Genomic DNA, 25,711 nt, shown 5'->3' on the forward strand with positions numbered 1-25,711 from the left:
GTTGCCGAGCCCGGCGTCGATACTCGACAACCCCGTGCGCAGACGGCTTCTGCCGATATGGAAAAAAGACGGGGGCGCAACGCCCCCGTTTCGTCTTACCTCTGCCAGAACGCATGCCGTCGGTTCCCTCGGCGAAGAGCCTGGCTGAGCGGCATTGCCGGCATCCCGGCACGTCTTCCGGGCCACGCGGCCCGCGGCGTTCAGTTCGTCGCCAGATCCCCGGAAATGTAGCTCGAGAGCTGGCGGATCGTTGCTTCCTGCTGGCTCACGATGGACTTCACCATGTCGCCGATGGTGACGATGCCGACGATGCGACCGTGGTCCACCACCGGCAGGTGGCGGAAGCGGTTTTCGGTCATCGTGCGCATCACTTCGTCGACCGTGCTCGAGGGCGATACGGTGCACGGGTTCGGCGTCATCAGTTCCCCGATCCGCACGTCCTTGGAGACCAGCCCCTTCAGGACCACCTTCCGGGCATAGTCGCGCTCGGTGAAGATGCCGAGCAGATGGTCGTTTTCGGTCACGATGACCGAGCCGATGTCGAACTCCGCCATCAGAGACAGCGCGGCGAACACCGTGTCCTCGGGACGCACCGAGATGGTCTTGTTGCCCTTCTGATCGAGAATCTGTTTGACCGTGGTCGTCATTGTTTCCACTTCCTCCGCTTTGTTGTCGCTGGCGCCGCGCATCGTTGTGCACGTACCTACAGCATAGATTGGAACGCCTCGCGATGCCACGCCGGCAGGGGCGGAGCGCGGCGAACGCATGCGTCCGGGCTCAGATCTCGAGGTTGTCGATGAGCCGCGTCCTGCCCAGTTTCGCGGCGGCCAGCACCACCAGCGGGTCGTGCGGGTGAAGCGCGGGCTGCAGGTCGGCGCGGCGGCGCACCGCGACGTAATCCGGCGCCCAGCCGTGCGCGGCGAGTTCGGCCATCGCCTCGGTTTCGAGCTTCGAGAGGTCGTGGTCGCCCGCGCGCACCGCGTCGCGCACGCGCGCCAGCGTCCGGTACAGGCGCGGCGCCTCGGCGCGTTCCGCGGCGCTCAGGTAGCCGTTGCGCGACGACAGCGCCAGCCCGTCCTCGGCGCGCACCGTGTCGCCGGCGACGATCTCGACCGGCAGCGCGAACTCGCGCGCCATGTTGGCGATGATCATCAGTTGCTGGTAGTCCTTCCTGCCGAACAGCGCCACGTCGGGCTGCACGATGTTCAGCAGCTTCAGCACCACCGTCGCCATGCCGCCGAAATGGCCGGGGCGGAACTCGCCTTCGAGGATGGAGACGTGGGCCGGCGCCGGCTCCACCAGGTAGCGCTGCGGCTGCGGGTACATCACCGTCTCGTCGGGCGCGAAGAGATGCGCCACGCCCGCGGCCTCTAGCTTCTCGCAGTCGGCCTGCAGCGTGCGCGGATAGTGGTCGAAGTCTTCGCCGGCGCCGAACTGCAGGCGATTCACGAAGATGCTCGCCACCACGGTGCCGGCATGCTGGCGGGCCTGCCGCATCAGGGCGATATGGCCCTCGTGCAGGTTGCCCATGGTGGGGACGAAAGCGACCTTGCCGGCGCCGGCACGGGCGGCACGCAGGCTTTCGATGGTGGAGTGGATCTGCATGGTCGGTCGGGTCGTGGCGGGCGAAAGCGGGGTGGCGGGAGCGCCGTCCGCTCAGTAGCAGTGTTCGGCGGCGGGGAAGCTGCCGTCCTTCACCGCGGCGACGTAGCGCGACACCGCGTCCTCGACGCCGGCGGCGCCGTCCATGAAGTTGCGCACGAAGCGCGCCGTCCTGCCGGGGAACACGCCCAGCATGTCGTGCAGGACCAGCACCTGGCCGTCGCAATCGGGGCCCGCGCCGATGCCTATCGTGGCCATCGACGCCAGGCTGGCGGTGACGTCCTTCGCCACCGTGGCCGGAACCATTTCCATGACCATCAGCGCGGCGCCGGCCTGTTCCAGCGCGAGCGCGTCGGCCCGCAGGCGGGCGGCGCCTTCCTCACCGCGACCCTGCACCCGGTAGCCGCCCAGCTGGTGCACCGACTGCGGCGTCAGGCCGATGTGGGCGCATACCGGCACGCCGCGCTCGACCAGGAAGCGGATGGTGTCGGCCATGAATTCGCCGCCTTCCAGCTTCACCATCTGGGCGCCCGCGGCCATCAGGCGCGCGGCGCTGCGCATGGCCTGCTCGCGGTTCTCGTGGTAGCTGCCGAAGGGCATGTCGGTGATCACGAAGGCGCGGCCGTCGGCGCGGGCGACGCACTCTGTGTGGTAGGCCATGTGCTCCAGGGTCACGGGCAGGGTGGATTTCTGCCCCTGCAAGACGTTGCCCAGCGAGTCGCCGACCAGTACCGCGTCGACGCCGGCCCGTCCGCACAGCGCGGCGAAACTGCGGTCATAGGCGGTGAGCATGGCGATCTTGCGGCCTTCGGCGCGCATCTTGCCCAGCTCGAAAAGCGTGACCGGTTTCTGATCCTGCAGGTAGCTCATGGAGTCCTCCTGATAGGGAGGCCGGAGTTTTCACCAAAGAACTGCATTGCACAAGGGGTTCCGGCGCGCCGGTGCCCGCCCCGGGTCCGGGGATCAGCCGGCGTAGCCGAAGAATTCGCGGTAGCCGCGCATGTCGCGCAGGCGTTCGACGAGCAGTTCGAAGTCTTCGTCCTTGTCGACCGGATTGAGCACCCCGGCATCGACGACGAACAGCGGCGCGGCGTCGTACTGGTAGAAGAAGCGGGCGTAGCGCTCGGCGACGCGCTCGAGGTAGGTTTCGGTGATGCGCCGTTCGGCGTCGTTGCCGCGGCGCCGGATGCGCTCCATCAGCGTGTCGGGTTTGGCCTGCAGGTAGATCACGAGGTCGGGACTGGGCGGCGCGGCCGGACGCAGGCTGTCGAAGATGCGCTGGTAGAGCGCGAACTCGTCGTCGCTGAGATTGAGGCCGGCGAAGAGCGTGTCCTTTTCCAGGATGAAGTCCGACACCACGCGCCGCTCGCCGGTGAGTTCGCCGAGCTGGGCGACGACCTGGTCGATGCGCTGGAAGAAGAACGACAGCTCGGTGGCCATCGCCCAGCGCTCGGGGTTCTGGTAGAAGCGGGCGAGGAAGGGGTTGCTTTCGGCCTGCTCGAACAGGCTTTCCGCGGACAGGCGTTCGGCGAGGCGCTTGGCGAGCGATGTCTTGCCGGCTCCGATCGGGCCTTCGACGACGATGTACCGCGCTTTGTCGAGCATTGCGGGCGCCCTTGCCTCAGTTGCGGAACATGAAATAGACCGCGCCAAGCATACACAAGCCGGCCCAGAGATAGTCAAGCTTGAGCGGCTGCTTCATGTACAGCACGGCGAAGGGCACGAAGACCAGCAAGGTGATGACTTCCTGCATGATCTTCAGTTGCCCGAGGTTCAGCGCGGTGGCGCCGATGCGGTTGGCGGGCACCTGCAGCAGGTATTCGAACAGGGCGATCGACCAGCTCGCCAGGGCGGCGACGTACCAGGCCCTGCCCTGCATGTTCTTCAGGTGGCCGTACCAGGCGAAGGTCATGAACACGTTCGAGGCGGTCAGCAGCAGCGCGGTCTGCAGCCAGGCGGGGGCGGCGAGCAGCGGGGTGGCGGATTGCGGCCAGGCGGGCATGGTGTCCTTCGGGGAGGGATTGCCGGGTGTCTGCGGAAAGTGTTCAGAGCCGGACGACGTTCTGGTCGCCGACGCCGGCGAGCAGCGCGAGCACCGCGCCGTGGCCGGGGATGACCGTATCGGCGGCGATCTCCGCGAGCGGCTGCAGTACGAAGGCGCGCTCGTGCATGCGCGGATGCGGCACCACCAGCCCGGGTTCGTCGATGACCGCGTCGCCGTGCAGCAGCAGGTCGAGATCCATCGTGCGCGGCGCGAGGCGGGCGGGGCGCGTGCGGCCGCCTTCGTGCTCGATGGCGAGCAGGGCCGCGAGCAGCGCCTGCGGCGTCAGGCCGGTGTCCAGGGCGATCACCGCGTTGATGTAGTCCGGGTGGTCGCCCGCCACGCCGACCGGTGCGCTGCGGTACAGCGAAGACTGCGCGGCGATCCGTGTCCGGGGCAGCGCGGCGAGGCGCTCGACGGCGAGGCGGAACGCCGCGGCGGGGTCGCCGAGGTTGGCGCCGAAGGCGATGTAGGCGCGGACCCGCGCCTGCGTGCTCACCGGACTGCCCTTACGCTGCTTCGGCCCCGGCCTCGCCGCCCTGTGCGATGCCGGCGTCGGCCGGCTTGCGCTTCCTGCGCCGGCGTTTCCTCGCCGGTGCGGCTTCGGCCGGCGCCTGGCGGATCAGCTCGTCGCGTTCGTCGTGGCCGGCATGGGCGAAGCGGTCCCACCAGTCGGGGATCTCCATCGGAATCTCGCCCGCCTGCGCGCGCAGGCGCAGGAAGTCCCACCCGGCGCGAAAGCGCGGCTGCTCGATGAGGCGGTAGGGCATCCTGCCGGTGCGCCTGTCGAAGCGCGGCTGCAGCGCCCAGATGTCCTTGATGTCGCCGGCGATGCGCCGCGTGATGGCGAGCTTGCCCGCCTGCATGTCGAGCACCTCGTCCATCGCCTCGAACAGCGCCGGCTGGCTGTGCCCGCCGGCGGCCGTCTTCCTTTCCCAGGCGGCCAGCACTTCGTGCCACAGCAGCGTGGCGAACAGGAAGCCGGGCGAGACCGGCTTGTCCTGGCGCACGCGCTCGTCGGTGTTCTCCAGTGCCAGCGTGACGAAGCGCTTGCCCAGCGGCTGTTCGAGGATCACGTCGAGCAGCGGCAGCAGGCCGCGGTGCAGGCCCTCTTCGCGCAACTGCTGCAGGCATTTGAGCGAATAGCCCGAGAACAGCAGCTTCAGCATTTCGTCGAACAGGCGCGCGGCCGGCACGTTTTCCAGCAGCACGCCCATGTCGCGGATGGGGTGGCGCGCCGCCGGATCGATTTCCAGCCCGAGCTTGGCCGCCAGGCGGACGGCGCGCAGCATGCGCACCGGGTCTTCGCGGTAGCGCGTGCGCGGGTCGCCGATCATGCGCAGCGTCTTCTGCCGGACGTCGGCGACGCCGTGGTGGTAGTCGACGATGGTCTCGGTGGTCGGATCGTAGTACAGCGCATTGACGGTGAAGTCGCGCCGCGTGGCGTCTTCTTCCTGGCTGCCATAGACGTTGTCGCGCAGCACGCGGCCGTGTTCGTCGGTGTCGGCGTTGTTGGCATCCTGGCTGGCGCGGAAGGTGGAGACCTCGATGGTTTCCGGTCCGCTCAGCACATGCACGATCTTGAAGCGGCGGCCGATGATGCGCGAGCGGCGGAACAGCGCGCGCACCTCTTCGGGCGTGGCGCTGGTGGCGACGTCGTAGTCCTTGGGCGGATGGCCGATCAGCAGGTCGCGCACCGCGCCGCCGACGACGTACGCCTTGTGGCCTTTCTCCTGCAGTGCCGTACACACCTTGCGCGCGGCGGGCGACAGTTGCTCGCGGCGGATGTGATGGCGTTCGACGGGAATGAGGGCGGGTTCGTGGCGGACGGGTTGCGCACGGCGGTTGAACACCTTGCGCAGCAGCTTGCGGATCATCGGAAGAGAAGACGTTCTGGCGTAAGCCGGGAATGATAACCGATCGCCCGCCGGACACGGGGCTGCCGCGTCGGCGCGGCCAACGGCGATTGCATGCGTTGCGTGCGTCGATCGCATGCGTGTGTGGAATCCGGCCTGGTGGCGGGGGATGCGTTCCGCGGGCTGCGGAACTCGCCCTCGCTGCGCTCGGGGCTCGGACAGTCCTCGCCCGCTCCACGCATCCCCCGCCACCAGACCTGCCGTGTCGCGCGATTCCGGCGGCCGGAAAACCTGCGACTGCTTCTGTCAGCGCAGCGAGATCACCGGCCAGCCGGCTTGCTCGGCGTGCGTGCGCAGCGTGTCGTCGGGGTCGACCGCGACCGGGTCGGACACGCGCGACATCAGCGGCAGGTCGTTGTGCGAATCGGAGTAGAACCACGTGCGCGCGAAGCTGCCCCAGTGCAGGCCGAGTGATTCCAGCCAGTTGTCCACGCGCTCGATCTTGCCGGCCCTGAAGGCCGGCATGCCGCGCGGCTTGCCGGTGAAGGCGCCGCCTTCCTGCGCGGGGATGGTCGCCACCAGGTGCGGGATGCCGAGTTCGCCCAGCACGATGGGGCCGGTCACGAAGCTGTTGGTGGCGGTCACCACCGCGACCAGGGCGCCGCCGTCCAGGTGCTGGCGCACCAGCGTGCGCGCCTTGGCGGTGATCATCGGGCGGATCGCGGTCTGCACGAACTCGCGGTGCCAGGCGTCGAGCTGCGCGCGCGGGTGGCGTGCCAGCGGGGCGAGCTGGAAATCCAGGAATTCGAAGATGTCGAGCGTGCCGGCCTTGTACTGTTCGTAGAACCGCACGTTCTTCGCTTCCTGCAGTTCGCGGTCGAGTACGCCCTTGCGGATCAGGAATTGCGCCCACTCGAAGTCGGAGTCGCCGGCGAGCAGGGTGTTGTCGAGGTCGAACAGTACGAGATTCACGTCGAGGGTTTCCGTGCAAGGTCTATCGAAACGATGGGGCGGGCGCTCAGATGGCCAGGCCCTGCTGCATCATCTCGCGCAGCAGCGGCAGGGTGACGGGGCGCTTGCGTTCCAGCGACGCGGCGTCGAGCGCGTCGAGCGTCGCGAGCAGGCTGGAGAGGTCGCGGCGGCCGTGGCGCAGCAGGAAATCGACCACCTCGTCGGCCAGCCGCAGGCCGCGGCGCTCGGCCAGCGCGGCGAGGATGGCGGCGCGCGAGCCATCGTCCAGCGGCTGCACCTCGTAGATCAGGCTCTGGCCGATGCGGGTGCGCAGATCCTCGCGCACCGTCAGGCCGAGCGGCGGGCAGGGGCCGGAAAGCAGCAGCGACTGGCCGTTGCCGCGTGCGCGGTTGAAGGCGTTGAAGAGGGCGACCTGGGCGTCGGTGCCGAGCCGGTCGATGTCGTCGATCGCCACCAGCGCATCCATGGTCTCGGGCAGGGCGTCGTCGATGTCGGCCGCGGACAGCACCTGCGTCGGCCGGCCGCCGTCGCGCGCCATCGCCACGGTGGCGCGCAGCAGGTGGCTGCGGCCGCTGCCGGGCGCGCCCCACAGGTAGAGATGGCGGGCGGGCAGTTGCGCCGCGGTGGCGCGGTCGGCCAGCAGTGCGAGCGCGGCCACCAGCTCCGCATTGGCGCCGGCCACGAAGTTGTCCAGCGTCGGCGGCGCGTCGGGGCGGATGTCGAGGACGAGCTGCTTCATGCCTCGTCCGACGGATGCGCGATCACCGGTTTCTCGCCCCGGTAGACCGGGCTGGCGAACCAGGCGTCGCGCACCTCGCGCAGGCCCACCAGCAGCGCCGCGCTCACCGGCAGCGCCACCAGCACGCCGACGAAGCCGAACAACTGGCCGAAGGCCATCAGCGCGAAGATCACCGCCAGCGGATGCAGGCCGATGCGCTCGCCCACCAGGTAGGGCGTCAGCATGAAGCTCTCCACCAACTGGCCCAGGCTGTAGACGACTGCGACGCCGATGAGCGGCGGCCAGCCGCCGCCCTGCAGCAGCGCGGCGAGGATGGCGAGGATCAGCCCGCCGCCGAAGCCCACATAGGGGATGAACACCAGGAGGCCGGTCAGCACGCCCACCGGCAGAGCGAAGTTGAGCCCGGCAATCCACAGGCCGACGCTGTAGAAGACCGCCAGCAGCAGCATCACCGACAACTGCCCGCGCAGGAATTCCGACATCACGCGGTCGATGTCGTTGATGACGCGCATCGTTCCATCCAGCCACGGCCGCGGCACGATGCGCTGCAGCTCGGCGAGGATGCGCGGCCATTCCTGCAGCAGGTAGAACATCACCAGCGGGATCAGGAACAGGTTGGCGGCCAGGCCGATCAGGGCCAGGCCGCCGGTCTTCAGGTGGCCCAGCACGATGGGCACGAGGTCCTGCGCATTGGTCCAGTTGTCGGCGATCAACTGGCGGAACTGCGCGGCATCGAGCTGCAGGTCGATGCCCAGCCGCGCCTGCAGCAGCGGCGACACCTGCGCGTTGAACATCTCGACCAGGTCGGGCAGGCGGCGCACCAGCATCACGCCCTCGCGATACACCATCGGCACCAGGATCAGGGCCAGCGACACCAGCAGCAGGCCCAGCCCGACGATGACCAGCAGCACCGCCAGGGCGCGCGGCACGCGGCGCGCCACCATCCAGTTCACCGCCGGGTCGCAGATGTAGGCGAACACCGAGGCGATCACGAAAGGGGCGAGGATGGGACCGAGCGTCCACAGCAGCGCGACCAGCGCCAGGCCGGCGCCGGCCCAGGCGAAGGTTTGCAGACGGTCGGCGCGGGGGGAGGTCATTTCTAGTAAAATCGCGGGCTTGGTGCGGGCGCAGACTGCCCGCAAGACCCGTAAATGTAGCCACTTGGCGTTGCGGCCTCAAGCTCGCGCTGCCGCCTGGAGGCCCGCCCGCATCCCGCAAGCCCAGAGGAACGATCTTGAGCGCATCCACCCCTTCCAACAAAGCCTCCCTGTCGTACCGTGACGCCGGTGTGGACATCGACGCCGGCGATGCCCTGGTCGACCGCATCAAGCCGTTCGCCAGGCGCACCATGCGCCCCGAGGTGCTGGGCGGCATCGGCGGCTTCGGCGCGCTGTTCGCGCTGTCGAAGAAGTACAGGGAGCCGGTGCTGGTGTCGGGCACCGACGGCGTCGGCACCAAGCTCAAGCTCGCCTTCCAGTTGGACACGCACGACACCGTCGGCCAGGACCTCGTCGCGATGAGCGTCAACGACATCCTGGTGCAGGGCGCCGAGCCGCTGTTCTTCCTCGACTACTTCGCCTGCGGCAAGCTCGACGTCGATACCGCCGCCGACGTGGTCAAGGGCATCGCGCAGGGCTGCGAACTGGCCGGCTGCGCGCTGATCGGCGGCGAGACCGCCGAGATGCCCGGCATGTACCCGGCGGGCGAATACGACCTCGCCGGCTTCGCCGTCGGCGCGGTGGAAAAGGCCGACATCATCGACGGCAGCCGCATCGTGCCGGGCGACGTGGTGCTGGGCCTGGCCTCCAGCGGCGCGCATTCCAACGGCTACTCGCTGATCCGCAAGATCATCGACGTCGCCCGACCCGACCTCGACGCCGACTTCCACGGCCGCAGGCTGCGCGACGTGGTCATGGAGCCCACCCGCATCTACGTCAAGTCCATGCTCGGGCTGATGCAGGCGATGCCGGGCGTGGTGAAGGGCATGGCCCACATCACCGGCGGCGGCATCACCGAAAACGTGCCGCGCATCCTGCGCGACGAACTCACCGCCCGCATCGACGCCGGCGCCTGGACGCTGCCGCCGCTGTTCCAGTGGCTGCAGCGGGAAGGCAACGTCGATATGCAGGAGATGTACCGCGTGTTCAACTGCGGCATCGGCATGGCCGTGGTGGTGTCGGCCGGGGATGCCGAAGCCGCCGCCGCCAGGCTCGCCGCCGCGGGCGAAACGGTCCATCGCATCGGCCGCATCGACGCCCGCCAGGACGGCGAGGCGCAGACCACCGTCGGCTGAGGCTTGCGATGCGGATCGCCCCGGAGCAGGCCGCAGCGATCCGCGCGCTCGTCGCGGAACTTGCGCCGGCGGGCAGCAGCGTGCGCCTGTTCGGGTCGCGCCTCGACGACGAAGCCCGGGGTGGAGACGTCGACTTGCTGGTCGATGTGCCGCTGCCGGTGGAACGGCCGGCGGTGCTCGGCGCGATGATCGCGGCCCGGGCGATGCGCGTGTTTGCCGGCCGCAAGGTGGATGTGGTGCTGCGCGCGCCGAACCTGGCCGAGCAGCCGATCCATCGGATCGCCATGCAGGAAGGAGTGCTGCTTTGACCGAATCATTGTCGCCGCGAGACGCCGCGGTCGAACGGCTGCGCTTTCTGCTCCGGGTGGTGGGCAAGGAGATCTTCCACCTCGAGACGACCGACCGGCGTCTGTTATCGACAATCTCGACCGTGCGGAGAGGCTGGGCTGGCTGCCATCGGCCGATGCGTGGCTGTCGATGCGGCAACTGCGCAACCAAATGGTGCATGAATACATCGAGGAGCCGGCCGTGCTGAGGGATGCTCTCGAGGCCGGCCATGATTTCGTGCCTCAACTCGTCACTACGGCGCAACGTCTCGTGACCGAGGTGGAAGCCCGCCTCGGCGAGGATGCCCGCTGAGGCGCCGGCGCTACCGCCCTTGGCCGCCATTCGTCCGGGAGGCGCATCCTGTCCTGCCGACTCGCCGCCGATGCCGTCCTGCTGCTGCATCTCGCCTTCATTCTCTTCGTGCTGCTGGGCGGGCTGCTCGCGCTGCGCTGGCGTCGGGCGCCGCTCGTGCATCTGCCCGCGGCGGCATGGGGCATCTACATCGAACTCAGCGGCGGCATCTGCCCGCTCACGCCGCTGGAGAACCGCCTGCGCGCGGCGGCGGGGCAGGCCGGCTACGAGGGCGGATTCGTCGAGCACTACCTGCTGGCGCTGATCTATCCGGCGGGGCTGACGCACGAGATCCAGTTCGTGCTCGCCGCCGTGGTCGTGGGCGTCAACCTGGCGGTGTATGCGCTGGTGCTGCGCCGTGCCGCGGGCAGGCGGCCGTAGTGATCGTCCGGGTCCGCGGCGCGCTTCCTTACCCGGCGGAATCCAGCGCCGCTTCCGCCGCCGCGCCGGCGTGCAGTGCGGTGGTGTCGAACAGCGGCACGCCCGCGTCCTGCTGCCCGACCAGCAGCGAGATCTCGGTGCAGCCGAGGATGATGGCCTGCGCGCCGCGCTCGGTCAGCCGGGCCATCACGCCGCGGTAGGCTTCGCGCGAAGCCTCGTTCAGCACGCCGAGGCAGAGTTCCTCGTAGATCACGCGATGCACGAGGTCGCGGTCGGCGGCGTCCGGGATCAGCACGTCGATGCCGTGCCGCCCGGCGAGCCGGCCGCGGTAGAAATCCTGTTCCATCGTGAAGCGGGTGCCGAGCAGGCCGACGCGATCGAAGCCCGCGGCGCGGATGGCGGCGGCCGTCGGATCGGCGATGTGGAGCAGGGGGATCGCGGTCGCGGCTTCGATGTGGGGCGCCACCTTGTGCATGGTGTTGGTGCACAGCACGAGGAAGTCGGCTCCGGCGCGCTGCAGCGACTGCGCGGCGCCGGCGAGCAGCGCACCGGCCGCGTCCCAGTCGCCGGCATGCTGCAGGCGCTCGATCTCGGCGAAATCCACGCTATAGAGCACGAGACGGGCCGAATGCAGGCCGCCGAGCCGCGCCTTGACCGCCTCGTTGATCTGGCGATAGTAAGGCACGGTGGATTCCCAGCTCATGCCGCCGATGAGGCCGATGGTCTTCACGTCTGTCGATGCTCCCGCGGGAGAATGGCGCGGCGGGCATTATGCGCTCCATGTGTGACATGCCGCGATTGGCGCCCGCGGCCACTGCCGGCTACATTGCGGACATGGAGGGCCGGACCGGACGATCGCGCCGGTCGCGAGCCCTGCGGGCAAAAGGAGGAGATGCACCATGGCAACAGGTACCGTCCGTCTTCATCGTGTTCTGCGGGCGCCTGCGGAACGGGTCTATCGCGCCTTCCTGAATGCGGAGGCGACGGCCAAGTGGCTGCCGCCGAACGGCTTCACCTGCAACGTCCAGCACATGGACGTACGGGTCGGCGGCACGTTCAGGATGTCTTTCACCAATTTCACCACCGGGCAGAGCCATGCGTTCGGCGGCGAGTATCTCGAACTCGTCCCGGACGAGCGGATCTGCTACACGGACACGTTCGACGATCCGAACCTTCCCGGCACGATGAGGACCACGGTGTCGCTGAGGGCGGTGTCCTGCGGCACGGAGCTGGGCGTGGTCCAGGAGGGCATTCCCGAGGTCATTCCGGTGGAAGGGTGCTATCTCGGCTGGCAGGAGTCGCTCGTGCTGCTCGCCAAGCTCGTCGAGGCCGAGATCCGCGAGTAGCGGCACGAGGGATCGTCCCGTCGCCACCGTCGTCCCTTCTCGCCGACGCTTCCGGCCGGACGCGCGCATGCGGGCGGTGTGGATCTGCGGCCTGCTCGCGCTGGCCCTGTTCGCTGCCACGGCCTGGCTTCTCGCGCCGCTCGAACCCGGTGTGCTGGCGCTGCAGTTCGCCTGGACGCCCCGGCGCTTCGGCGAAATCATCCACGTCTGGCCGTCGGCGTGCCTGGCGCGGTACCGCTGGCATCTCCCGGTCGATTGCGCCCTGCTGCTGGCGTACGGTGCCTTCGGCTGGCTGCTGGCGACGCGGACGCGGCTGTTCGCGCCGTTGCCGGCGCCGGCCAGGGCGTTCGCGCAATACTGCCTGCCGCTGGCGGCGCTCTTCGATGCGGCGGAGAATGCGTTCCACTGGTGGCTGACCGGGATGCCGCGCTTCGGCGTGCCGGACGTGTATCTGGCGTCGGCCGGCTGTTCGGCGGCGAAATGGGTGCTGTTGATCGGCTTCGGCGCGCTGGCGCTGTGGGCGGTGGCGCGAAGCGGGGAATGAGGCGCGCGCCTGCGGCCGCGGTTCCCGCGCCTGGTCCGGGGCGCGCCATGTCCCGAGGCGCGCGATTGGGAGAACGGCCGCCGGCGTTGTATCTTTGCCCGCCGCCGACCGCGGCGGGCGCGCAGCGCGCCGGCGGTGCGCGATCCCACTCCGAAAACGACAAGGAAGTCCGATGAGCAGTCTGCCCAAGTGTCCGCAATGCAATTCCGAATACACCTACGAGGACGGCGAGTCCTACGTCTGTCCCGAGTGCGCGCACGAGTGGCCCCGCGCCGCGGCGGAGGATTCCGGCGAAGCGGCGAAGGTGTTCCGCGACGCCAACGGCAACGTGCTGCAGGACGGCGACACCGTCACCGTGATCAAGGACCTGAAGGTCAAGGGTTCGTCGCTGGTGGTGAAGGTCGGCACCAAGGTGAAGAACATCCGCCTGGTCGATGGCGATCACGACATCGACTGCAAGATCGACGGCATCGGCGCGATGAAGCTGAAATCGGAGTTCGTGAAGAAGAACTGACGTCCCCAGGCACCGGCGCGCCGACCGGCGCGGGATGTCGCTTCGGCCGGCCGGGTGCTGCGGGAGGGCGGTGCAAAGGCGTTCGCGGTGCGCTGCTCTCCTTGCGCGACGCCGGGCGGACTGCGGTGGCGCCGGGCAACCGGCGCAAGGGGCGGGAGAAAGGCGATGACGCATCCATCGGACTCCGGCGCTGACGAGGACCGGTTCGAGCTGCGCCGCTTCGTCGACGCGCAGCAGGGCGTCCATGAACAGGCTCTGGCCGAGCTGAAGGCCGGCCGCAAGCGCTCGCACTGGATGTGGTTCGTGTTTCCGCAGGTCGCGGGGCTGGGCATCAGCCCGACGACGATGCGCTACGCGATCCGCAGCCTTGCCGAAGCGCAGGCGTATCTGCGGCATCCGCTGCTGGGTCCCCGCCTGGTGGCCTGCGCGCAGGCCCTGCTGCAGGTGCAGGGGCGTTCGGCGGAAGAGATCCTCGGCTACCCCGACGTGCTCAAGCTGAAGTCGTCGATGACGCTGTTCGCCGCGCTGCCCGATGCCGACCCCGTCTTCGCCGCGGTGCTGGCGCGCTACTACGGCGGCGGCCGGGACGACAGGACGCTGCGCCTCATCGGCCTGGCGGGCGGTTGAGGCGCGGGCCGGACGCCGTCCGATCCGGTCGTCGGCGCGCCGGAACCGGACAGCGGGCGCCTTTGTCCTTACACTGCAGCATTTTTCGCGCGGGCGGCCGCAGGGCAGCCCCGCACGGTCCCGATCCCCATCCACCCCGCCGCAGCCACTGAGCTTTTCATGTTCTCGAGTCGCCGTTTCGTCATCGTCGTCAGCCTGATCGGCCTGGCCGGTCTGGGCGCCTATGCCTGGTATGCGAACCGGCCGCCCGCCGGCGAGCCGCCGCCGAACGCAGCCGGCGGCGGCTCGCCGGCGGCAGGGCAGGCGGTGCAGGGCGGGCCGGTGCTGGTCGAGGTGCGCGCGGTCGAGCTGCGGCCGCTGGCGGACGACGTCACCGCGGTGGGTTCGCTGGTGTCGAACGAATCCGTCGTGCTGCGCCCGGAAGTGGCGGGGCGCATCTCGGCGATCCGCTTTCGCGAGGGCGCCGCGGTGAGGAAGGGCGACGTCCTGGTGGAACTCGATGCCGCGGTGCAGCGCGCAGAGCTGCAGCAGGCGCAGGCCAACCTGAAGCTGGCGGAGGCCAACAGCCGCCGCGCCGAGGATCTGTTCGCGCGCAAGTTCGTCAGCCAGAGCAGCCTCGATACCGCGCGCTCGCAGCTCGAGGTCGCACGCGCGACTTCCGCGCTGGCGCAGGCGCGCCTCGAGCGCACCCAGATCCGCGCGCCGTTCGCGGGCGTGGTCGGCATCCGCGACGTGAGTCCGGGCGACTTCGTGAAGGATGGCGACGCGCTGGTGAACATCGAAGACATCGCGACGCTGAAGGTCGATTTCCGCCTGCCCGAGCTTTACCTGGAGCGCATCCGCCCGGGCCAGACGCTGGAGGTGGCCAGCGACGTGCTGCCGGGAGAAACCTTTGCCGCCACCGTCGATGCGATCAACCCGCTGGTGGATGCGCAGGGCCGCGCGATCGCCCTGCGCGCGCACCTGGACAATCCCAAGGGCCGGTTGCGCCCGGGCGTGTTCGTGCGCGTGCGGCTGATCCTCGCGCAGCGGACGAGCGTGATGGTGGTGCCGGAAGAGGCCCTGGTGCCGGCGCCGGGCAACGTGCAGTTCGTGTACCGGGTGGTCGACGGCAAGGCGCAGCGGGCCGAGGTGAAGACCGGCGTGCGGCGCGATGCGATGGTCGAGATCGTCGATGGCCTGTCGCCGGGCGCCCTGGTGGTGACGGCCGGCCAGCTCAAGCTGCGCGACGGCGCGCCGGTCGAGGTGGCGCAGAGGGGGGCGGGGAAGGGGGCGGATGGTGCGGCCGTCGCCGGCGCCGCGCCTGCCGCGGCGGCGATCGCGACGTCTGCGCGCTGAAGGAGTGCGGCCATGGTGCTGTCGGAAATCTGCATCAAGCGCCCGGTGTTCGCCACCGTGCTGTCGCTGCTGGTGCTGCTGGTCGGCCTGATGTCGTTCTCGCGCCTGGCGGTGCGCGAGTATCCGAACATCGACGAGCCGGTGGTGACGGTGGACACGACCTATACCGGCGCCAGCGCCGAGATCGTCGAATCGCAGGTGACCAAGCCGCTGGAGGATTCGCTTGCCGGCATCGAGGGCGTGGACGTGCTGTCGTCGATCAGCCGGCAGGAGCGCAGCCAGATCACCGTGCGCTTTCGCATCGAGCGCAGCGCCGACAGCGCGGCGGCCGACGTGCGCGACCGCGTGTCGCGGGTGCGCCGGCGCCTGCCCGACGACATCGACGAGCCGGTGATCGCCAAGGTCGAGGCCGACGCCAACCCCATCATCTGGGTGGCGTTCTCGTCCGACCGCCATACGCCGCTGGAGATCAGCGATTTCGCCAACCGCATCGTCAAGCCGCGCATGCAGACGCTGCCGGGCGCCGCCGACGCCCGGCTGTACGGCGAGCGGCGCTATTCGATGCGCATCTGGCTCGACCGCGACCGCCTCGCCGCCTTCGGCCTCACCGCGCAGGACGTGGAGGATGCGATCCGGCGCCAGAACGTGGAACTGCCCGCCGGCCGCATCGAGAGCGAGAAGCGCGAGTTCGCGGTGGTGGCGCGCACCGACCTGGCCCAGCCGGCGGCCTTCGAGGCGGTGGTGGTGCGCCAGCCGGCCACGCCCGACGGCTATCCGGTGCGCATCCGCGACATCGGCCGCGTCGAGGTGGCGGCGCAGAGCGAACGCACTGCGGCGCGCTTCATGGGCAGGCCGGCGGTGTCGATCGGCCTCATCAAGCAATCCACCGCCAACCCGCTCGACGTCAAGCGCGCGCTCGACGAGATGATGCCGCGGCTGCAGTCCGAACTGCCCGACGGCATGACGATGGCGATCGCCAACGACACCACGGTGTTCATCGACCGCTCGATCGCGGCGGTGTTCTCGACGATCTGGGAAGCGGTGATCCTCGTCGCGGTGGTGTGCCTGTTCTTCCTGCGCAACTGGCGCGCGATGCTGGTGCCGCTGGTGACCATCCCGGTGTCGCTGGTGGGCGCGTTCACGCTGATGCTGGTGTTCGGCTTTTCCATCAACACGCTGACGCTGCTCGCGCTGGTGCTGGCGATCGGCCTCGTCGTGGATGACGCGATCGTGGTGCTGGAGAACATCTACCGCCACGTCGAGGAAGGCATGGCGCCGCTGGCGGCCGCGTTCAAGGGGGCGAAGGAGATCGGCTTCGCGGTGATGGCGATGACGATCACGCTGGCCGCGGTGTATGCGCCGGTGGCCTTCATGACCGGGCGCACCGGCAAGCTGTTCACCGAGTTCGCGCTGACGCTGGCCGGGGCGGTGATCGTGTCGGGCTTCGTCGCGCTGACGCTGTCGCCGATGATGTGCTCCAAGCTGCTGCGCCACGAGCCCAGGCACGGCCCCATCTACAACGGCATCGAGCGCTTCCTGACGTGGATGACCGAGGGTTACCGCCGTGTGCTGCTGCGCTCGCTCAACGCACGCTGGCTGGTGATGCTGGCTTTTGCCGTGGTGGCCGGCAGTTCGGTGATCCTGCTCGGCCAGCTCAAGTCCGAACTGGCGCCGCTGGAAGACCGCGGCCGGGTCATCGGCATCTTCAGCGGGCCGGAGGGGGCGACGATCGACTACCTCGGGCGCTACGCGAAGGAGATCGAGGAGATCTATGCCGCGCTGCCCGAGGTCGACCGCTACCTGGTGATCGCCGGCAATCCGACGGTCTCGCAGGGGGTCTCGTTCGTCGGCTTCACCGACTGGAAGGCGCGCCACCGCAAGGCCGGCGAGATCGCCGCCGAGCTGCAGCCCAAGCTGCGCGCGATCCCGGGGGTGAACGCCTATCCCGTGCAGCCGGCATCCTTCGGCCAGAGCCCGCGCTCGCGGCCGGTGGGCTTCGTCGTCACCACCTCGGAGTCGTACGACGAACTCGAGCGCTACACCGAGCTGATGCTCGACGAGATGCGGCGCAATCCCGGCTTCCTGTCGCCCGACACCGATCTCAAGCTGACGCTGCCCGAACTGGCGGTGGATGTGGACCGCGACCGCGCGGCCGACCTCGGCGTGCCGGTGGATGTGATCGGGCGCACGCTCGAGACCATGCTCGGCGGCCGCCAGGTGACGCGCTACAAGCAGGATGCCGAGCAGTACGACGTGATCGTGCAGGTGGCGGCCGACAGCCGCGCCGGCCCGCGCGACATCCGCGACATCTTCGTCCGCTCCAAGAGCGGCCAGATGGTGCCGCTCGCCAGCCTGGTGAAGGTGCACGAGTCGGTCGCCCCGCGCGAACTGAACCATTTCGGCCAGCGCCGCGCGGTGACGATCTCGGCCAACCTGGCACCGGGCTACGCCATGGGCGAGGCGCTGAAGTGGATGGAAGACACTTCGGCGCGCATCCTGCCGGCGGGCTACGGCACCGACTACGACGGCCAGTCGCGCGAGTTCAAGACCAGTTCGTCGAGCCTGGCGCTGGCCTTCGTGCTGGCGCTGGCCTTCATCTACCTGGTGCTGGCGGCGCAGTTCGAGAGCTTCCGCGACCCGTTCATCATCATGCTGACGGTGCCGCTGTCGATCACCGGCGCGCTGCTCGCGCTGCTGCTGGCCGGCGGCACGCTCAACGTGTATAGCCAGATCGGCCTGGTGACGCTGGTGGGCCTGATCACCAAGCACGGCATCCTGATCGTGGAATTCGCCAACCAGCTGCGGGATGCCGGCGGCGCGCTGCGCGAATCGGTGGTGGAGGCCGCGGTGCTGCGCCTGCGCCCCATCCTGATGACTACCGGCGCGATGGTGCTGGGCGCGATCCCGCTCGCGCTGGCCACCGGCGCGGGGGCCGAGAGCCGGCAGCAGATCGGCTGGGTCATCGTCGGCGGACTGCTGCTGGGCACCTTCTTCACGCTGTTCGTGGTGCCGACGGTCTATACGCTGCTGGCGCGGCGCGAACGCGAGGCGGTTTCCGCGGCGCCCGCGCAGGCTTCGGCCTGACCGCGGCGGCAGGCACCGGCATACGAGAAACGAGGCCCCGCAGGCCGGAGTGTTCCGCCTGCGGGGCCTCGTTCCGACCGTGCGGCCGTGTCGCTTTCGACCTTACTGCGCCGCCGTGTCCGATTTCCTCAGGATCGAGTAGATCTGGTCCTTCAGCAGCAGCTTTTCCTTCTTCATGATCTCGACTTCCTCGTGCGTCGCATGCTCGATGTGCGACTCGACGTTCTTGATGCGCTGGTCGAGATCGTTGTGCTTGTCGAACAACTGCACGAAATGGCGGTCGCTGGTCTTGAGCTGGGTGATCAGGTCGCGGTACTCAGGGAACATAGGCACACTCCTGCGGCAGGGTCATGGACAAACCGGAACCGGAGCCTTTGCCCCGACTCTACTCCTCGCCGTGCGCGCATGCCAGCCGCGGACTGCCCGCTTTCAGCCGAACAGGTAGGGGAACAGGCGGCGCCGTTCGTCGGCGTTCAGCGCTTCCATGCGCCTGATGTTGCGCTCCGGGATGCCGTCGACGTCGGGAAAGTGCTCGATCGCCTTCTCCAGGCTTTCCTCGCGGATGATGTGCAGCAGCGGCCACGGCGAGCGGTTGGTGAGGTTGCCGGCGTCGTCGGGTCCGGTGTCGGCGAACTGGTAGTGCGGATGGAAGCTCGCCACCTGCAGTTCGCCTTCCCAGCCGAACTGTTCGAGCCAGATGTCCACCGCGTCGAGGAAGTCGTTGTAGTCGGCGAAGTCCTCCAGCATGTCGGGGATGGCCAGCAGGGTGGTCTCGAGTTCGTCCGCCGGCGTGTCGGCGAGGCGTTCGAGTTCGCGCTGCAGGTCGTCGAGCAGCGCTTCCTCGCTCCTGGCATGGCTCACTGCGATGCGCACGCGGTTTTCGGCGCGCGGCCGGGCGGCGAAGGGGCACAGGTCGAGGCCGATGACGACTTCGTCCAGCCAGGTGCGCACGTCGTCGATGATCTGTTCGTCCATGGAGTGGTTTCCTCGGGCGTGATGTCGGAAAGGTGTCGTGTCAGGCCGCGAGCAGCCGCAGCGCCGAGTCGCGCACCGCCGCCGGCAGGTCGGCGCGCAGGCAGTCGAGTTCGACCAGATCCGGCCAGGTTTCGCGGAACTGGCGCTGCCAGGTCAGTTGGCGCTTGGCGAGCTGGCGCGTGGCGGCGATGCCCTTGAAGCGCAGCGTGTCGTGGTCGATATCGCCGTCCAGGAATTCCCAGGCTTGCCGGTAGCCGACGCAGCGCATCGACGGCAGGCCCGGAGCCAGGCGGTAGGCGGCCCGCAGCCGGCGCAGTTCGTCGATCAGGCCCGCGGCGAGCATCGCGTCGAAGCGCCGCGCGATGCGCTCGTGCAGCACGCCGCGATCCGACGGCGCCAGCGCGATCGGCAGCAGGCGGCAGGGCAGCGCATCGTCTTCCTTCTGCGCGTAGCCGTCGGCCAGCGGCCGGCCGGTCACGCGCACGATCTCGAGCGCGCGCTGGATACGCTGTGCGTCCGTCGGCTCCAGGCGGGCGGCGGCGGCGGGGTCGAGGGCGGCCAGTTCGGCGTGCAGTGCGGGCCAGCCGCGCGCCGCGGCGTCCTCGTCGATGGTGCGGCGAAGCCCGGCATCGGCCGGCGGCAGATCGGACAGGCCGTCGCGCAGCGCCTTGAAGTACAGCATGGTGCCGCCGGCCAGCAGCGGGATGCGGCCGCGCGCGGTGATCCCGGCCATCAGCCGGATGGCGTCGGCGCGAAAGCGGGCGGCGGAATAGGCGTGCTCCGGCGACACGATGTCGATGAGGTGGTGCGGACAGCTCGCCAACTCGCCGGCGGTCGGCTTCGCGGTGCCGATGTCCATGTCGCGATACACCAGCGCCGAATCGACGCTGACGATCTCCAGCGGCAGCTCCTGCGCCAGCGCCAGCGCACAGGCGGTCTTGCCGCTGGCGGTGGGGCCGAGCAGCAGCAGGGCGGGGGCAGGCGGGTATCGGCGGCGGTGGAAGGCACGGTCTTGCGGGCAGGCGGCGGGCAGGGCGGCATTATCCGCCGGCGCGGCATGCGGGGCAAAGGCGGCGGGCGGCCCGGGTCGCGGGCAGGACTTCCGGATGATGATGAATGCATTTATTCTGCATTCTTTCTTTCCCTCCGGAGCCCATCGGTGATGTCCCAGTCCGAATCCCTTCTTCGCCTCCGTCTGCGTCCGTGTGCGTTTGCCGTGGCGCTGCTGCTCGGCCTGCTGCCCGGCGCGGGAGTGCCCGCCGTGGCCGCCGATGCCGTCCCCGTCGCCCCTGCCGCGGAAGATCCGCCTGCGCTGATGCTCGCGCAGCGCTGGCACGATGCGCTCGACCCGGCGGACTACTGGGTGAGCGAAAAGCTCGACGGCGTGCGCGCGCACTGGGACGGCAGGCGGCTGCGCTTTCGCAGCGGGCTCGCGATCCCGGCGCCGGACTGGTTCGTCGCGGCCCTGCCGCCGCGGCCGCTCGACGGCGAATTGTGGCTGGGGCGCGGGCGCTTCGAGGCGCTGTCGGGCATCGTGCGCCGCGAGTCCCCGGTCGATGCGCAATGGCGCAGCGTGCGCTACATGGTGTTCGACCTGCCCGGCGATCCGGGTACCTTCACCGAGCGCGTGCAGCGCATCGGCGCGCTCGTGGCCGGCGCGCAGTCCCGCGCGCCCTGGCTGCAGGCGGTGCGCCAGTTCCGCGTCCGCGACCGGGTAGAACTCGCGCAGCGCCTGGAGATGGTCGTCGCCGGCGGCGGCGAGGGCCTGATGCTGCACCGCGCCGATGCGCCGTGGGCGCCGGGGCGCGGCGAGGCGCTGCGCAAGCTCACGCCCTGGCTCGATGCGGAGGCCCGCGTCGTCGCGCATGTTCCGGGCAAGGGGCGGCTCGCCGGCATGGTCGGCGCGCTGGAAGTGGAGCGTGCGGACGGGCGGCGCTTTCGCATCGGTTCGGGCCTCACCGACGCCGACCGGCGCAATCCACCGCGCATCGGCGCCGAGGTCACCTACCGCTACCGCGAACTCACCGGGCAGGGGCTGCCGCGCTTTCCCCGCTTCCTGCGCGAGCGCACGGTGCCGTGACGGGCGCCGGCAGCGCGGGGTTGCGCATTGCACAAAATTGAGGCGACGCCCTGCTGCCCTTCCGGCTCATCGACTTGCCGCACTTTTCCACAGCTTATCCCGGCGGCTGTTCACGTCGGCTGGGGAAAAAAGATCAGTCCCCATCGGAGCGTTCCGGATCGGCGCGGGCGAGGATGGCGGCGAAATCGGTGTTGCGGGCGAGGGTGCCGAAGCCCTGCCAGCCGTCGCCCGCCAGCCGGCTCGAGCACAGTGCGTCGCCGGCCGGGCTGCCGGCCGCCAGCAGCAGGGCGGCCTCCATGGCCAGGGCGATGCGGCCGGCGAGGCGGCGTGCGTCGCCTTCCTGGGCGGCCTGCGGCGCCAGCGCGCCGGCCAGCGCATCGAGATGGCGGTCGTAGCCGGCATGGATGCCGCGCACGCGGCCCAGCACGTCGAGCAGCAGGTCGCGGCAGGCGGGCTCGCGCTGCAAGGCGCGCAGCACGTCCAGGCACATCATGTTGCCGGCGCCTTCCCAGATCGAGTTGAGCGGCGACTGCCGGAACAGGCGGGGCATGGGGCCGTCCTCGACGTAGCCGTTGCCGCCCAGCACCTCCATCGCCTCCGCCACCAGCGCCGGCGTCCGCCCGCACACCCAGTACTTCAGTGCCGGCACCAGCAGCCGCGCCAGGGTGCCGGCCTCGGCGCTGGTCTCGCGCCGGTCGATGCAGCCGGCCACCGCCATGCAGAAGGCGACATGTCCTTCGAGTTCCACCGCCATGTCGGCGAGCACGTTGCGCATCAGCGGCTGCGCGACCAGCGGCTTGCCGAAGGCCGAGCGATGGCGCGCATGGTGCAGGGCGTGCGACAGCGCCGCGCGCATCAGCCCGGCGGAGCCGTTCGCGCAGTCGAGCCGGGTCAGGCCGGCTACCTCCATCACGGTGGCGATGCCGCGTCCTTCCTCGCCCACCAGGCGGGCGAGCGCGCCGTCGAACACGACCTCGGCGGTGGCGTTGGAGCGGTCGCCGAGCTTGTCCTTGGCGCGGCGGACGTGCAGCGCATTGAGGCCGCCGTCGGGCCCGAAGCGCGGCAGCAGGAAGCAGCCCAGGCCCCCGGCGGATTGCGCGGTGACGAGAAAGGCGTCGCTCATCGTCGCCGACATGAACCACTTGTGCCCGGTCAGCCTGTACCAGCCATCGCCGGCCGGTTCGGCGCGCGATATGTTGGCCCGCACGTCGGAGCCGCCCTGGCGCTCGGTGACGCCCATGCCGATCAGCACGCCGCGCTTGCTCGCCGCCGGCAGAAAGCGGGGGTCGTGGCGGGTGCTCTGCGCCAGGCGGACCCAGGGCTCGATGAGGCCGAAGTCGCGCGCCAGCACCGGCACCGCGGCATGGGTCATGGTGGCCGGGCACAGGCTGCCGCTTTCCACCTCGGCGAACAACTGGAACAGCGCCGCGCGCCGGACCTGGGCGCCCGGCCGCGGCTGTGTCCAGGCCGCGCCGGCAAGGCCGTGCTGCTTCAGCCAGCCGAGGCATTCGTGCCATGCGGGGTGGAACTCGAAGCGGTCCGCCGGCCGGCCGTCGCGGTCGTGGCCGCGCAGGCGCGGGGGGCTGGCATTGGCGAGTTCGCCGCGCCGGACCCATTCGGCGCTGCCGAGTTCGGCGCCGCGTTCGGCGAGTTCATCGTGCGCCCAGCCGGCGCCTTCGCGGAGAACGGCGTCGCGCAGCGGGCGGTTGCCGAGGTAGCGGTTGAAGTTCTCGAGCGGCGGCGCCTGGTTGAGGACCGCATTCATGGGGTCGGTCGTCGTCATGTCGCCCTCTCCTGATCGCCGGATGCGCCGGCGGCGTGCAACGCCGGAATCCGCGAATTATGCGCGCTGCGGCGACGGCCGATCGAGCACGCCGCCCATTTCCGAGGCACCGCCGGAATCGCCTTTGCGCCCAGGGGCTTGCCGCAGTTGTGCACAGCTTGTCCGGGTGTTCGTTCACGGCCGCTGGGGAAAAACCGCGGCCGCCGTACGCGCGGCGCGCGGCAGTATCATCGGCTCGACCAAGGACTCGTGCGGAGCGGGACATGCGTTGCAGGAAAGGGATGCGGGGGCTGGGCAGGGTGCTTCCCGCGATGGCGGCCGCGCTGGTCGCGCTGGCCGCGGCGGCCGAATCCCGCGCCGCCGATGCGATCTACCGCTGGGTCGACCGCAACGGCCGCGTCAACTACGGCAATCTGCCGCCGCCCGGCACGAAGGCGGAACTGATCGACGGCGGCGGCCTGACGGTGGTGCCCGCGCCCGCGGCCCCGCCGCCCGATGCTGCCGGCACGACGCGCCGCATCGAGCGCCTGGAGACGGAGCTGGAAAACGAGAGGCGATTGCGGCGCGAGGCCGAGGAGCGCGCGGAGGAAGCGCGCGAAACGGAAGATGAGGCGCGGCGCGCGCGCGAAAAGGCGCGCGCCGACTGCGAGGAACGCCTGCGCGAGCCGTGCGACGAGGAAGGCCGCCCCCTCGGCTCGCGCTACATCGTCGTGCCGCCGCGGCCCTACCTTCCTCCGGTGCCCCCGCGCGGCGGCCGGCCACACCGTCCGGACGGCGAAGCGCCGCCGCCGCGGCCGCCCCGCCAGGGGGTGCCGGCCCCAGACGGCATGCCGAAGCCGGTGCTGCCGATCAACCCGGAGCGGTCGCCGCAGCCGCCTTCGCGGCCCCGGCGCGGGCAGCAGGAATAGGCGCGCTCAGAGGGCGCCGTCGCGGGATGCCTCGCGGCGCTGCGTGGCGGAAGAGGTGTCGGGAGGGGCCGCGCGGGCGCCTACTGGCCGCGCATGAAGAAGCGGTCGAGGTCGGCCATCGTCAGTTGGGTCCAGGTCGGCCGGCCGTGGTTGCACTGGTCCGCACGCTCGGTGGCTTCCATGTCGCGCAGCAGCGCGTTCATCTCGGGCAGCGTCAATTGCCGGTTGGCACGCACCGCGCCGTGGCAGGCCATGGCCGCCAGCAGTTCGTTGCGCCGGGCGGTGACGACTTCCGACGCGGGAAACTCGCGCAATTCCTCCAGCAGCTTGCGCACCAGTTCGGCCACCGGCGCGCCGGCGAGCAGGGCCGGCACGCTGCGCACCGCCAGTTCCTGCGGGCCCGCCGCCGACACGTCGAAGCCCATGCTGGCGAGCACGTCCGCACACTCTTCGGCGGCGGCCATGTCCTTCGCGCCGACGGAGATCACCGCCGGGATCAGTAGCCGCTGCACCGACGGCCGGCCGTCGAGCACGGTCTTCAGCTTTTCGTACAGGATGCGTTCGTGCGCGGCGTGCATGTCCACCAGGATCAGCCCGGCGGCGTTCTGCGCCAGGATGTAGATGCCATGCAGTTGCGCCAGCGCGTAGCCCAGCGGCGGCGCGGTGTCGCCGGCCGGCAGCGGCTGCGGTGCGAACGGCGCGGCGGCGCCCGCCGTGGCGGGGGAAGCCGCGCCGCGTGCTCCGGCGGCGAAATCGAAATACGAGCGGCTCGCCGATTCCATGGCCAGCCGGCCCTGCTGCGGTGCGGCCTGCGGCCAGCCGCGCGGACCGCCGCCGCGGGGCGCTTCCGTGGTGCTGAAGCGGGCCGCCGGCAGCGCGCCGGAAGGGGCGGGCGTCGCGTCGCCGGCTGCGGCTGCATCGGGCTGCCCGGTCGCGGCCATCGTGGCTTCGCCGGCCATGCCGGCGCCCGATTCGGCCAGCACCCGCCTCAGCGCGTGGAACACGAACTGATGCACCGCGCGCGATTCGCGAAAGCGCACCTCGATCTTGGCCGGATGCACGTTCACATCGACACCGGCCGGATCGAGTTCGAGGAACAGCACGTAGGCCGGATGGCGGCTGCCGTGCAGGATGTCGGCGTAGGCTTCGCGCACCGCGTGGGCGAGCAGCTTGTCGCGCACGAAACGGCCATTGACGAAGAAATACTGCGCGTCGCGGCCGGCGCGCGAGTACGCGGGCAGCGACGCGAAGCCGGCCAGGCGCAGGATGCCGGCGTCGGCGGCCACTTCGCGCGCGTGCTGCAGGAAGTCGTCGCCCATCAGCGCGCCGATGCGCGCGAACGGCGCTGCCGGCGGCAGGCGGTGCGCCACCCGGCCGTTGTGCGACAACTGCATGCCGATGTCGGGCCGCGCCAGTGCGACGCGGCGGAACATCTCGTCGCAGTGCGCGTATTCGGTGCCCTCGGACTTCAGGAACTTGCGCCGCGCCGGGGTGTTGTAATAGAGATCGGCGACGTCGACCACGGTGCCCTGGCCGAGCGCAGCCGGCGCCAGCGCGCGATCGCTGCCGTCGATGCGCCATGCGTGCGCCTCGCCGTCGGCACGGCTGGTGATCGTGGTGCGCGCCACCGCGGCGATCGCCGCCAGCGCCTCGCCGCGGAAGCCCATCGTGCCCACGTGCTCGAGGTCGTCCAGGCTGGCGATCTTGCTGGTGGCGTGGCGTTCGAGCGCGAGCGCGAGATCGTCGCGGCCGATGCCGCAGCCGTCGTCGGTGACGCGGATGCGCCGCACGCCGCCCTGTTCGAGCTGGACTTCGATCGCACGAGCGCCGGCATCGACCGCGTTTTCCAGGACCTCCTTGAGCACCGAGGCGGGCCGCTCGACGACCTCGCCGGCGGCGATCTGGTTGATCAGCAGGTCTGACAGGCGGTGGATGACGGTCATCGGCGCG

General features: G+C 70.1%; 28 protein-coding genes. 12 read left to right on the forward strand and 16 right to left on the reverse strand.

The window, feature by feature from the left end:
- Window positions 1-200: 200 nt before the first annotated feature.
- The 10 genes from CCZ27_RS03860 to CCZ27_RS03905 all read right to left on the reverse strand — a co-directional run bounded on the left by CCZ27_RS03860 (window position 201) and on the right by CCZ27_RS03905 (window position 8,307).
- The gene (locus CCZ27_RS03860) at window positions 201-647 is read right to left on the reverse strand and encodes a CBS domain-containing protein (protein ID WP_096452135.1); all 447 of its coding nucleotides are present in this window, start codon (window positions 645-647) and stop codon (window positions 201-203) included.
- A gap of 130 nt (window positions 648-777) precedes the next feature.
- A complete protein-coding gene (gene panC / locus CCZ27_RS03865) occupies window positions 778-1,605 on the reverse strand; it encodes a pantoate--beta-alanine ligase (RefSeq protein ID WP_096445716.1) in 828 nt (275 codons plus the stop codon).
- Between the two features lie 51 nt (window positions 1,606-1,656).
- Window positions 1,657-2,472, reverse strand: a complete 816-nt coding sequence (gene panB, locus CCZ27_RS03870; RefSeq protein ID WP_096445718.1) for a 3-methyl-2-oxobutanoate hydroxymethyltransferase — start codon at window positions 2,470-2,472, stop codon at window positions 1,657-1,659.
- Window positions 2,473-2,565: 93 nt separating this feature from the next.
- On the reverse strand, window positions 2,566-3,207 hold the full coding sequence (locus CCZ27_RS03875; RefSeq protein WP_096445721.1) for a deoxynucleoside kinase: 642 nt from the start codon (window positions 3,205-3,207) through the stop codon (window positions 2,566-2,568).
- 16 nt (window positions 3,208-3,223) lie between these two features.
- Window positions 3,224-3,604 (reverse strand): DMT family protein, encoded by a 381-nt coding sequence (locus tag CCZ27_RS03880; protein WP_096445724.1) that lies wholly within the window; start codon window positions 3,602-3,604, stop codon window positions 3,224-3,226.
- 43 nt (window positions 3,605-3,647) lie between these two features.
- On the reverse strand, window positions 3,648-4,142 hold the full coding sequence (folK, locus tag CCZ27_RS03885; RefSeq protein WP_096445727.1) for a 2-amino-4-hydroxy-6-hydroxymethyldihydropteridine diphosphokinase: 495 nt from the start codon (window positions 4,140-4,142) through the stop codon (window positions 3,648-3,650).
- A 10-nt stretch (window positions 4,143-4,152) separates the two neighbouring features.
- Window positions 4,153-5,520 carry a polynucleotide adenylyltransferase PcnB gene (gene pcnB, locus CCZ27_RS03890; RefSeq protein ID WP_096445730.1) on the reverse strand — a complete coding sequence of 456 codons (1,368 nt, stop codon included), beginning with the start codon at window positions 5,518-5,520 and terminating at the stop codon, window positions 4,153-4,155.
- A 285-nt stretch (window positions 5,521-5,805) separates the two neighbouring features.
- A complete protein-coding gene (locus tag CCZ27_RS03895; protein WP_096445732.1) occupies window positions 5,806-6,471 on the reverse strand; it encodes a histidinol-phosphatase in 666 nt (221 codons plus the stop codon).
- Between the two features lie 46 nt (window positions 6,472-6,517).
- Entirely contained in the window at window positions 6,518-7,210 is a 693-nt protein-coding gene (gene hda, locus CCZ27_RS03900; RefSeq protein ID WP_096445735.1) for a DnaA regulatory inactivator Hda, read from the reverse strand.
- A complete protein-coding gene (locus CCZ27_RS03905; RefSeq protein WP_096445738.1) occupies window positions 7,207-8,307 on the reverse strand; it encodes an AI-2E family transporter in 1,101 nt (366 codons plus the stop codon). The genes hda and CCZ27_RS03905 overlap by 4 nt, the downstream gene beginning before the upstream one ends.
- Before the next feature lie 137 nt (window positions 8,308-8,444).
- Here CCZ27_RS03905 and purM point away from each other — a divergent pair, with 137 nt between their 5' ends.
- The 4 genes from purM (at window position 8,445) to CCZ27_RS03925 (ending at window position 10,562) form a co-directional block, all read left to right on the forward strand.
- Window positions 8,445-9,503, forward strand: a complete 1,059-nt coding sequence (gene purM / locus CCZ27_RS03910; RefSeq protein ID WP_096445741.1) for a phosphoribosylformylglycinamidine cyclo-ligase — start codon at window positions 8,445-8,447, stop codon at window positions 9,501-9,503.
- Window positions 9,504-9,511: 8 nt separating this feature from the next.
- Window positions 9,512-9,811 carry a nucleotidyltransferase domain-containing protein gene (locus tag CCZ27_RS03915; protein ID WP_198363254.1) on the forward strand — a complete coding sequence of 100 codons (300 nt, stop codon included), beginning with the start codon at window positions 9,512-9,514 and terminating at the stop codon, window positions 9,809-9,811.
- Window positions 9,812-9,980: 169 nt separating this feature from the next.
- Complete coding sequence (locus CCZ27_RS23910) at window positions 9,981-10,142, forward strand: hypothetical protein (protein ID WP_198363255.1); 162 nt, start codon at window positions 9,981-9,983, stop codon at window positions 10,140-10,142.
- A 48-nt stretch (window positions 10,143-10,190) separates the two neighbouring features.
- A complete protein-coding gene (locus CCZ27_RS03925) occupies window positions 10,191-10,562 on the forward strand; it encodes a DUF2784 domain-containing protein (RefSeq protein ID WP_096445744.1) in 372 nt (123 codons plus the stop codon).
- Between the two features lie 28 nt (window positions 10,563-10,590).
- On the opposite strand, the gene CCZ27_RS03930 is transcribed toward CCZ27_RS03925, so the two are convergent.
- A complete protein-coding gene (locus CCZ27_RS03930) occupies window positions 10,591-11,292 on the reverse strand; it encodes an aspartate/glutamate racemase family protein (RefSeq protein WP_096445747.1) in 702 nt (233 codons plus the stop codon).
- A gap of 169 nt (window positions 11,293-11,461) precedes the next feature.
- Between CCZ27_RS03930 and CCZ27_RS03935 the strand changes: the two genes are divergently transcribed.
- From CCZ27_RS03935 to CCZ27_RS03960, 6 genes are all read left to right on the forward strand, one after another.
- On the forward strand, window positions 11,462-11,908 hold the full coding sequence (locus CCZ27_RS03935) for an SRPBCC family protein (RefSeq protein ID WP_096445750.1): 447 nt from the start codon (window positions 11,462-11,464) through the stop codon (window positions 11,906-11,908).
- Between the two features lie 67 nt (window positions 11,909-11,975).
- Entirely contained in the window at window positions 11,976-12,452 is a 477-nt protein-coding gene (locus CCZ27_RS03940) for a hypothetical protein (protein WP_096445753.1), read from the forward strand.
- Between the two features lie 172 nt (window positions 12,453-12,624).
- Window positions 12,625-12,966 carry a zinc ribbon domain-containing protein YjdM gene (locus CCZ27_RS03945; RefSeq protein ID WP_096445755.1) on the forward strand — a complete coding sequence of 114 codons (342 nt, stop codon included), beginning with the start codon at window positions 12,625-12,627 and terminating at the stop codon, window positions 12,964-12,966.
- Window positions 12,967-13,131: 165 nt separating this feature from the next.
- A complete protein-coding gene (locus tag CCZ27_RS03950; protein ID WP_096445758.1) occupies window positions 13,132-13,593 on the forward strand; it encodes a DUF1810 domain-containing protein in 462 nt (153 codons plus the stop codon).
- Between the two features lie 159 nt (window positions 13,594-13,752).
- The gene (locus CCZ27_RS03955; RefSeq protein ID WP_096445761.1) at window positions 13,753-14,931 is read left to right on the forward strand and encodes an efflux RND transporter periplasmic adaptor subunit; all 1,179 of its coding nucleotides are present in this window, start codon (window positions 13,753-13,755) and stop codon (window positions 14,929-14,931) included.
- A 12-nt stretch (window positions 14,932-14,943) separates the two neighbouring features.
- Window positions 14,944-18,015 carry an efflux RND transporter permease subunit gene (locus CCZ27_RS03960; protein WP_096445764.1) on the forward strand — a complete coding sequence of 1,024 codons (3,072 nt, stop codon included), beginning with the start codon at window positions 14,944-14,946 and terminating at the stop codon, window positions 18,013-18,015.
- Between the two features lie 102 nt (window positions 18,016-18,117).
- On the opposite strand, the gene CCZ27_RS03965 is transcribed toward CCZ27_RS03960, so the two are convergent.
- From CCZ27_RS03965 to miaA, 3 genes are all read right to left on the reverse strand, one after another.
- Window positions 18,118-18,342 (reverse strand): HP1242/YdcH family protein, encoded by a 225-nt coding sequence (locus CCZ27_RS03965; protein WP_096445767.1) that lies wholly within the window; start codon window positions 18,340-18,342, stop codon window positions 18,118-18,120.
- A 102-nt stretch (window positions 18,343-18,444) separates the two neighbouring features.
- Window positions 18,445-18,990: a DUF1415 domain-containing protein gene (locus CCZ27_RS03970; protein ID WP_096445770.1), complete on the reverse strand. Its 546-nt coding sequence runs from the start codon at window positions 18,988-18,990 to the stop codon at window positions 18,445-18,447.
- Window positions 18,991-19,030: 40 nt separating this feature from the next.
- Window positions 19,031-20,023 carry a tRNA (adenosine(37)-N6)-dimethylallyltransferase MiaA gene (miaA, locus tag CCZ27_RS03975; RefSeq protein WP_096452139.1) on the reverse strand — a complete coding sequence of 331 codons (993 nt, stop codon included), beginning with the start codon at window positions 20,021-20,023 and terminating at the stop codon, window positions 19,031-19,033.
- 129 nt (window positions 20,024-20,152) lie between these two features.
- Between miaA and CCZ27_RS03980 the strand changes: the two genes are divergently transcribed.
- Complete coding sequence (locus CCZ27_RS03980; RefSeq protein WP_096445773.1) at window positions 20,153-21,070, forward strand: DNA ligase; 918 nt, start codon at window positions 20,153-20,155, stop codon at window positions 21,068-21,070.
- Between the two features lie 133 nt (window positions 21,071-21,203).
- Here the strand turns inward: CCZ27_RS03980 and CCZ27_RS03985 are convergent, their stop codons facing one another.
- Window positions 21,204-22,853: an isovaleryl-CoA dehydrogenase gene (locus CCZ27_RS03985; RefSeq protein ID WP_096445775.1), complete on the reverse strand. Its 1,650-nt coding sequence runs from the start codon at window positions 22,851-22,853 to the stop codon at window positions 21,204-21,206.
- A 263-nt stretch (window positions 22,854-23,116) separates the two neighbouring features.
- Between CCZ27_RS03985 and CCZ27_RS03990 the strand changes: the two genes are divergently transcribed.
- Window positions 23,117-23,761 carry a DUF4124 domain-containing protein gene (locus CCZ27_RS03990; protein WP_198363256.1) on the forward strand — a complete coding sequence of 215 codons (645 nt, stop codon included), beginning with the start codon at window positions 23,117-23,119 and terminating at the stop codon, window positions 23,759-23,761.
- Window positions 23,762-23,841: 80 nt separating this feature from the next.
- On the opposite strand, the gene mutL is transcribed toward CCZ27_RS03990, so the two are convergent.
- A complete protein-coding gene (mutL, locus tag CCZ27_RS03995) occupies window positions 23,842-25,704 on the reverse strand; it encodes a DNA mismatch repair endonuclease MutL (RefSeq protein ID WP_096445781.1) in 1,863 nt (620 codons plus the stop codon).
- Between the last annotated feature and the right edge of the window lie 7 nt (window positions 25,705-25,711).

The organism is Thauera sp. K11, from assembly GCF_002354895.1.
Lineage (GTDB): Bacteria > Pseudomonadota > Gammaproteobacteria > Burkholderiales > Rhodocyclaceae > Thauera > Thauera sinica.

Excerpts from the sequence above, each read along its gene's own strand:
- CCZ27_RS03860 (WP_096452135.1), bottom strand. The coding sequence starts at position 647 with ATGACGACCACGGTCAAACAGATTCTCGATCAGAAGGGCAACAAGACC.
- panC (WP_096445716.1), bottom strand. The coding sequence starts at position 1,605 with ATGCAGATCCACTCCACCATCGAAAGCCTGCGTGCCGCCCGTGCCGGC.
- panB (WP_096445718.1), bottom strand. The coding sequence starts at position 2,472 with ATGAGCTACCTGCAGGATCAGAAACCGGTCACGCTTTTCGAGCTGGGC.
- CCZ27_RS03875 (WP_096445721.1), bottom strand. The coding sequence starts at position 3,207 with ATGCTCGACAAAGCGCGGTACATCGTCGTCGAAGGCCCGATCGGAGCC.
- CCZ27_RS03880 (WP_096445724.1), bottom strand. The coding sequence starts at position 3,604 with ATGCCCGCCTGGCCGCAATCCGCCACCCCGCTGCTCGCCGCCCCCGCC.
- pcnB (WP_096445730.1), bottom strand. The coding sequence starts at position 5,520 with ATGATCCGCAAGCTGCTGCGCAAGGTGTTCAACCGCCGTGCGCAACCC.
- hda (WP_096445735.1), bottom strand. The coding sequence starts at position 7,210 with ATGAAGCAGCTCGTCCTCGACATCCGCCCCGACGCGCCGCCGACGCTG.
- CCZ27_RS03905 (WP_096445738.1), bottom strand. The coding sequence starts at position 8,307 with ATGACCTCCCCCCGCGCCGACCGTCTGCAAACCTTCGCCTGGGCCGGC.
- CCZ27_RS03915 (WP_198363254.1), top strand. The coding sequence starts at position 9,512 with ATGCGGATCGCCCCGGAGCAGGCCGCAGCGATCCGCGCGCTCGTCGCG.
- CCZ27_RS23910 (WP_198363255.1), top strand. The coding sequence starts at position 9,981 with ATGCGGCAACTGCGCAACCAAATGGTGCATGAATACATCGAGGAGCCG.
- CCZ27_RS03935 (WP_096445750.1), top strand. The coding sequence starts at position 11,462 with ATGGCAACAGGTACCGTCCGTCTTCATCGTGTTCTGCGGGCGCCTGCG.
- CCZ27_RS03940 (WP_096445753.1), top strand. The coding sequence starts at position 11,976 with ATGCGGGCGGTGTGGATCTGCGGCCTGCTCGCGCTGGCCCTGTTCGCT.
- CCZ27_RS03945 (WP_096445755.1), top strand. The coding sequence starts at position 12,625 with ATGAGCAGTCTGCCCAAGTGTCCGCAATGCAATTCCGAATACACCTAC.
- CCZ27_RS03950 (WP_096445758.1), top strand. The coding sequence starts at position 13,132 with ATGACGCATCCATCGGACTCCGGCGCTGACGAGGACCGGTTCGAGCTG.
- CCZ27_RS03955 (WP_096445761.1), top strand. The coding sequence starts at position 13,753 with ATGTTCTCGAGTCGCCGTTTCGTCATCGTCGTCAGCCTGATCGGCCTG.
- CCZ27_RS03960 (WP_096445764.1), top strand. The coding sequence starts at position 14,944 with ATGGTGCTGTCGGAAATCTGCATCAAGCGCCCGGTGTTCGCCACCGTG.
- CCZ27_RS03965 (WP_096445767.1), bottom strand. The coding sequence starts at position 18,342 with ATGTTCCCTGAGTACCGCGACCTGATCACCCAGCTCAAGACCAGCGAC.
- CCZ27_RS03970 (WP_096445770.1), bottom strand. The coding sequence starts at position 18,990 with ATGGACGAACAGATCATCGACGACGTGCGCACCTGGCTGGACGAAGTC.
- CCZ27_RS03980 (WP_096445773.1), top strand. The coding sequence starts at position 20,153 with ATGTCCCAGTCCGAATCCCTTCTTCGCCTCCGTCTGCGTCCGTGTGCG.
- CCZ27_RS03985 (WP_096445775.1), bottom strand. The coding sequence starts at position 22,853 with ATGACGACGACCGACCCCATGAATGCGGTCCTCAACCAGGCGCCGCCG.
- CCZ27_RS03990 (WP_198363256.1), top strand. The coding sequence starts at position 23,117 with ATGCGTTGCAGGAAAGGGATGCGGGGGCTGGGCAGGGTGCTTCCCGCG.
- mutL (WP_096445781.1), bottom strand. The coding sequence starts at position 25,704 with ATGACCGTCATCCACCGCCTGTCAGACCTGCTGATCAACCAGATCGCC.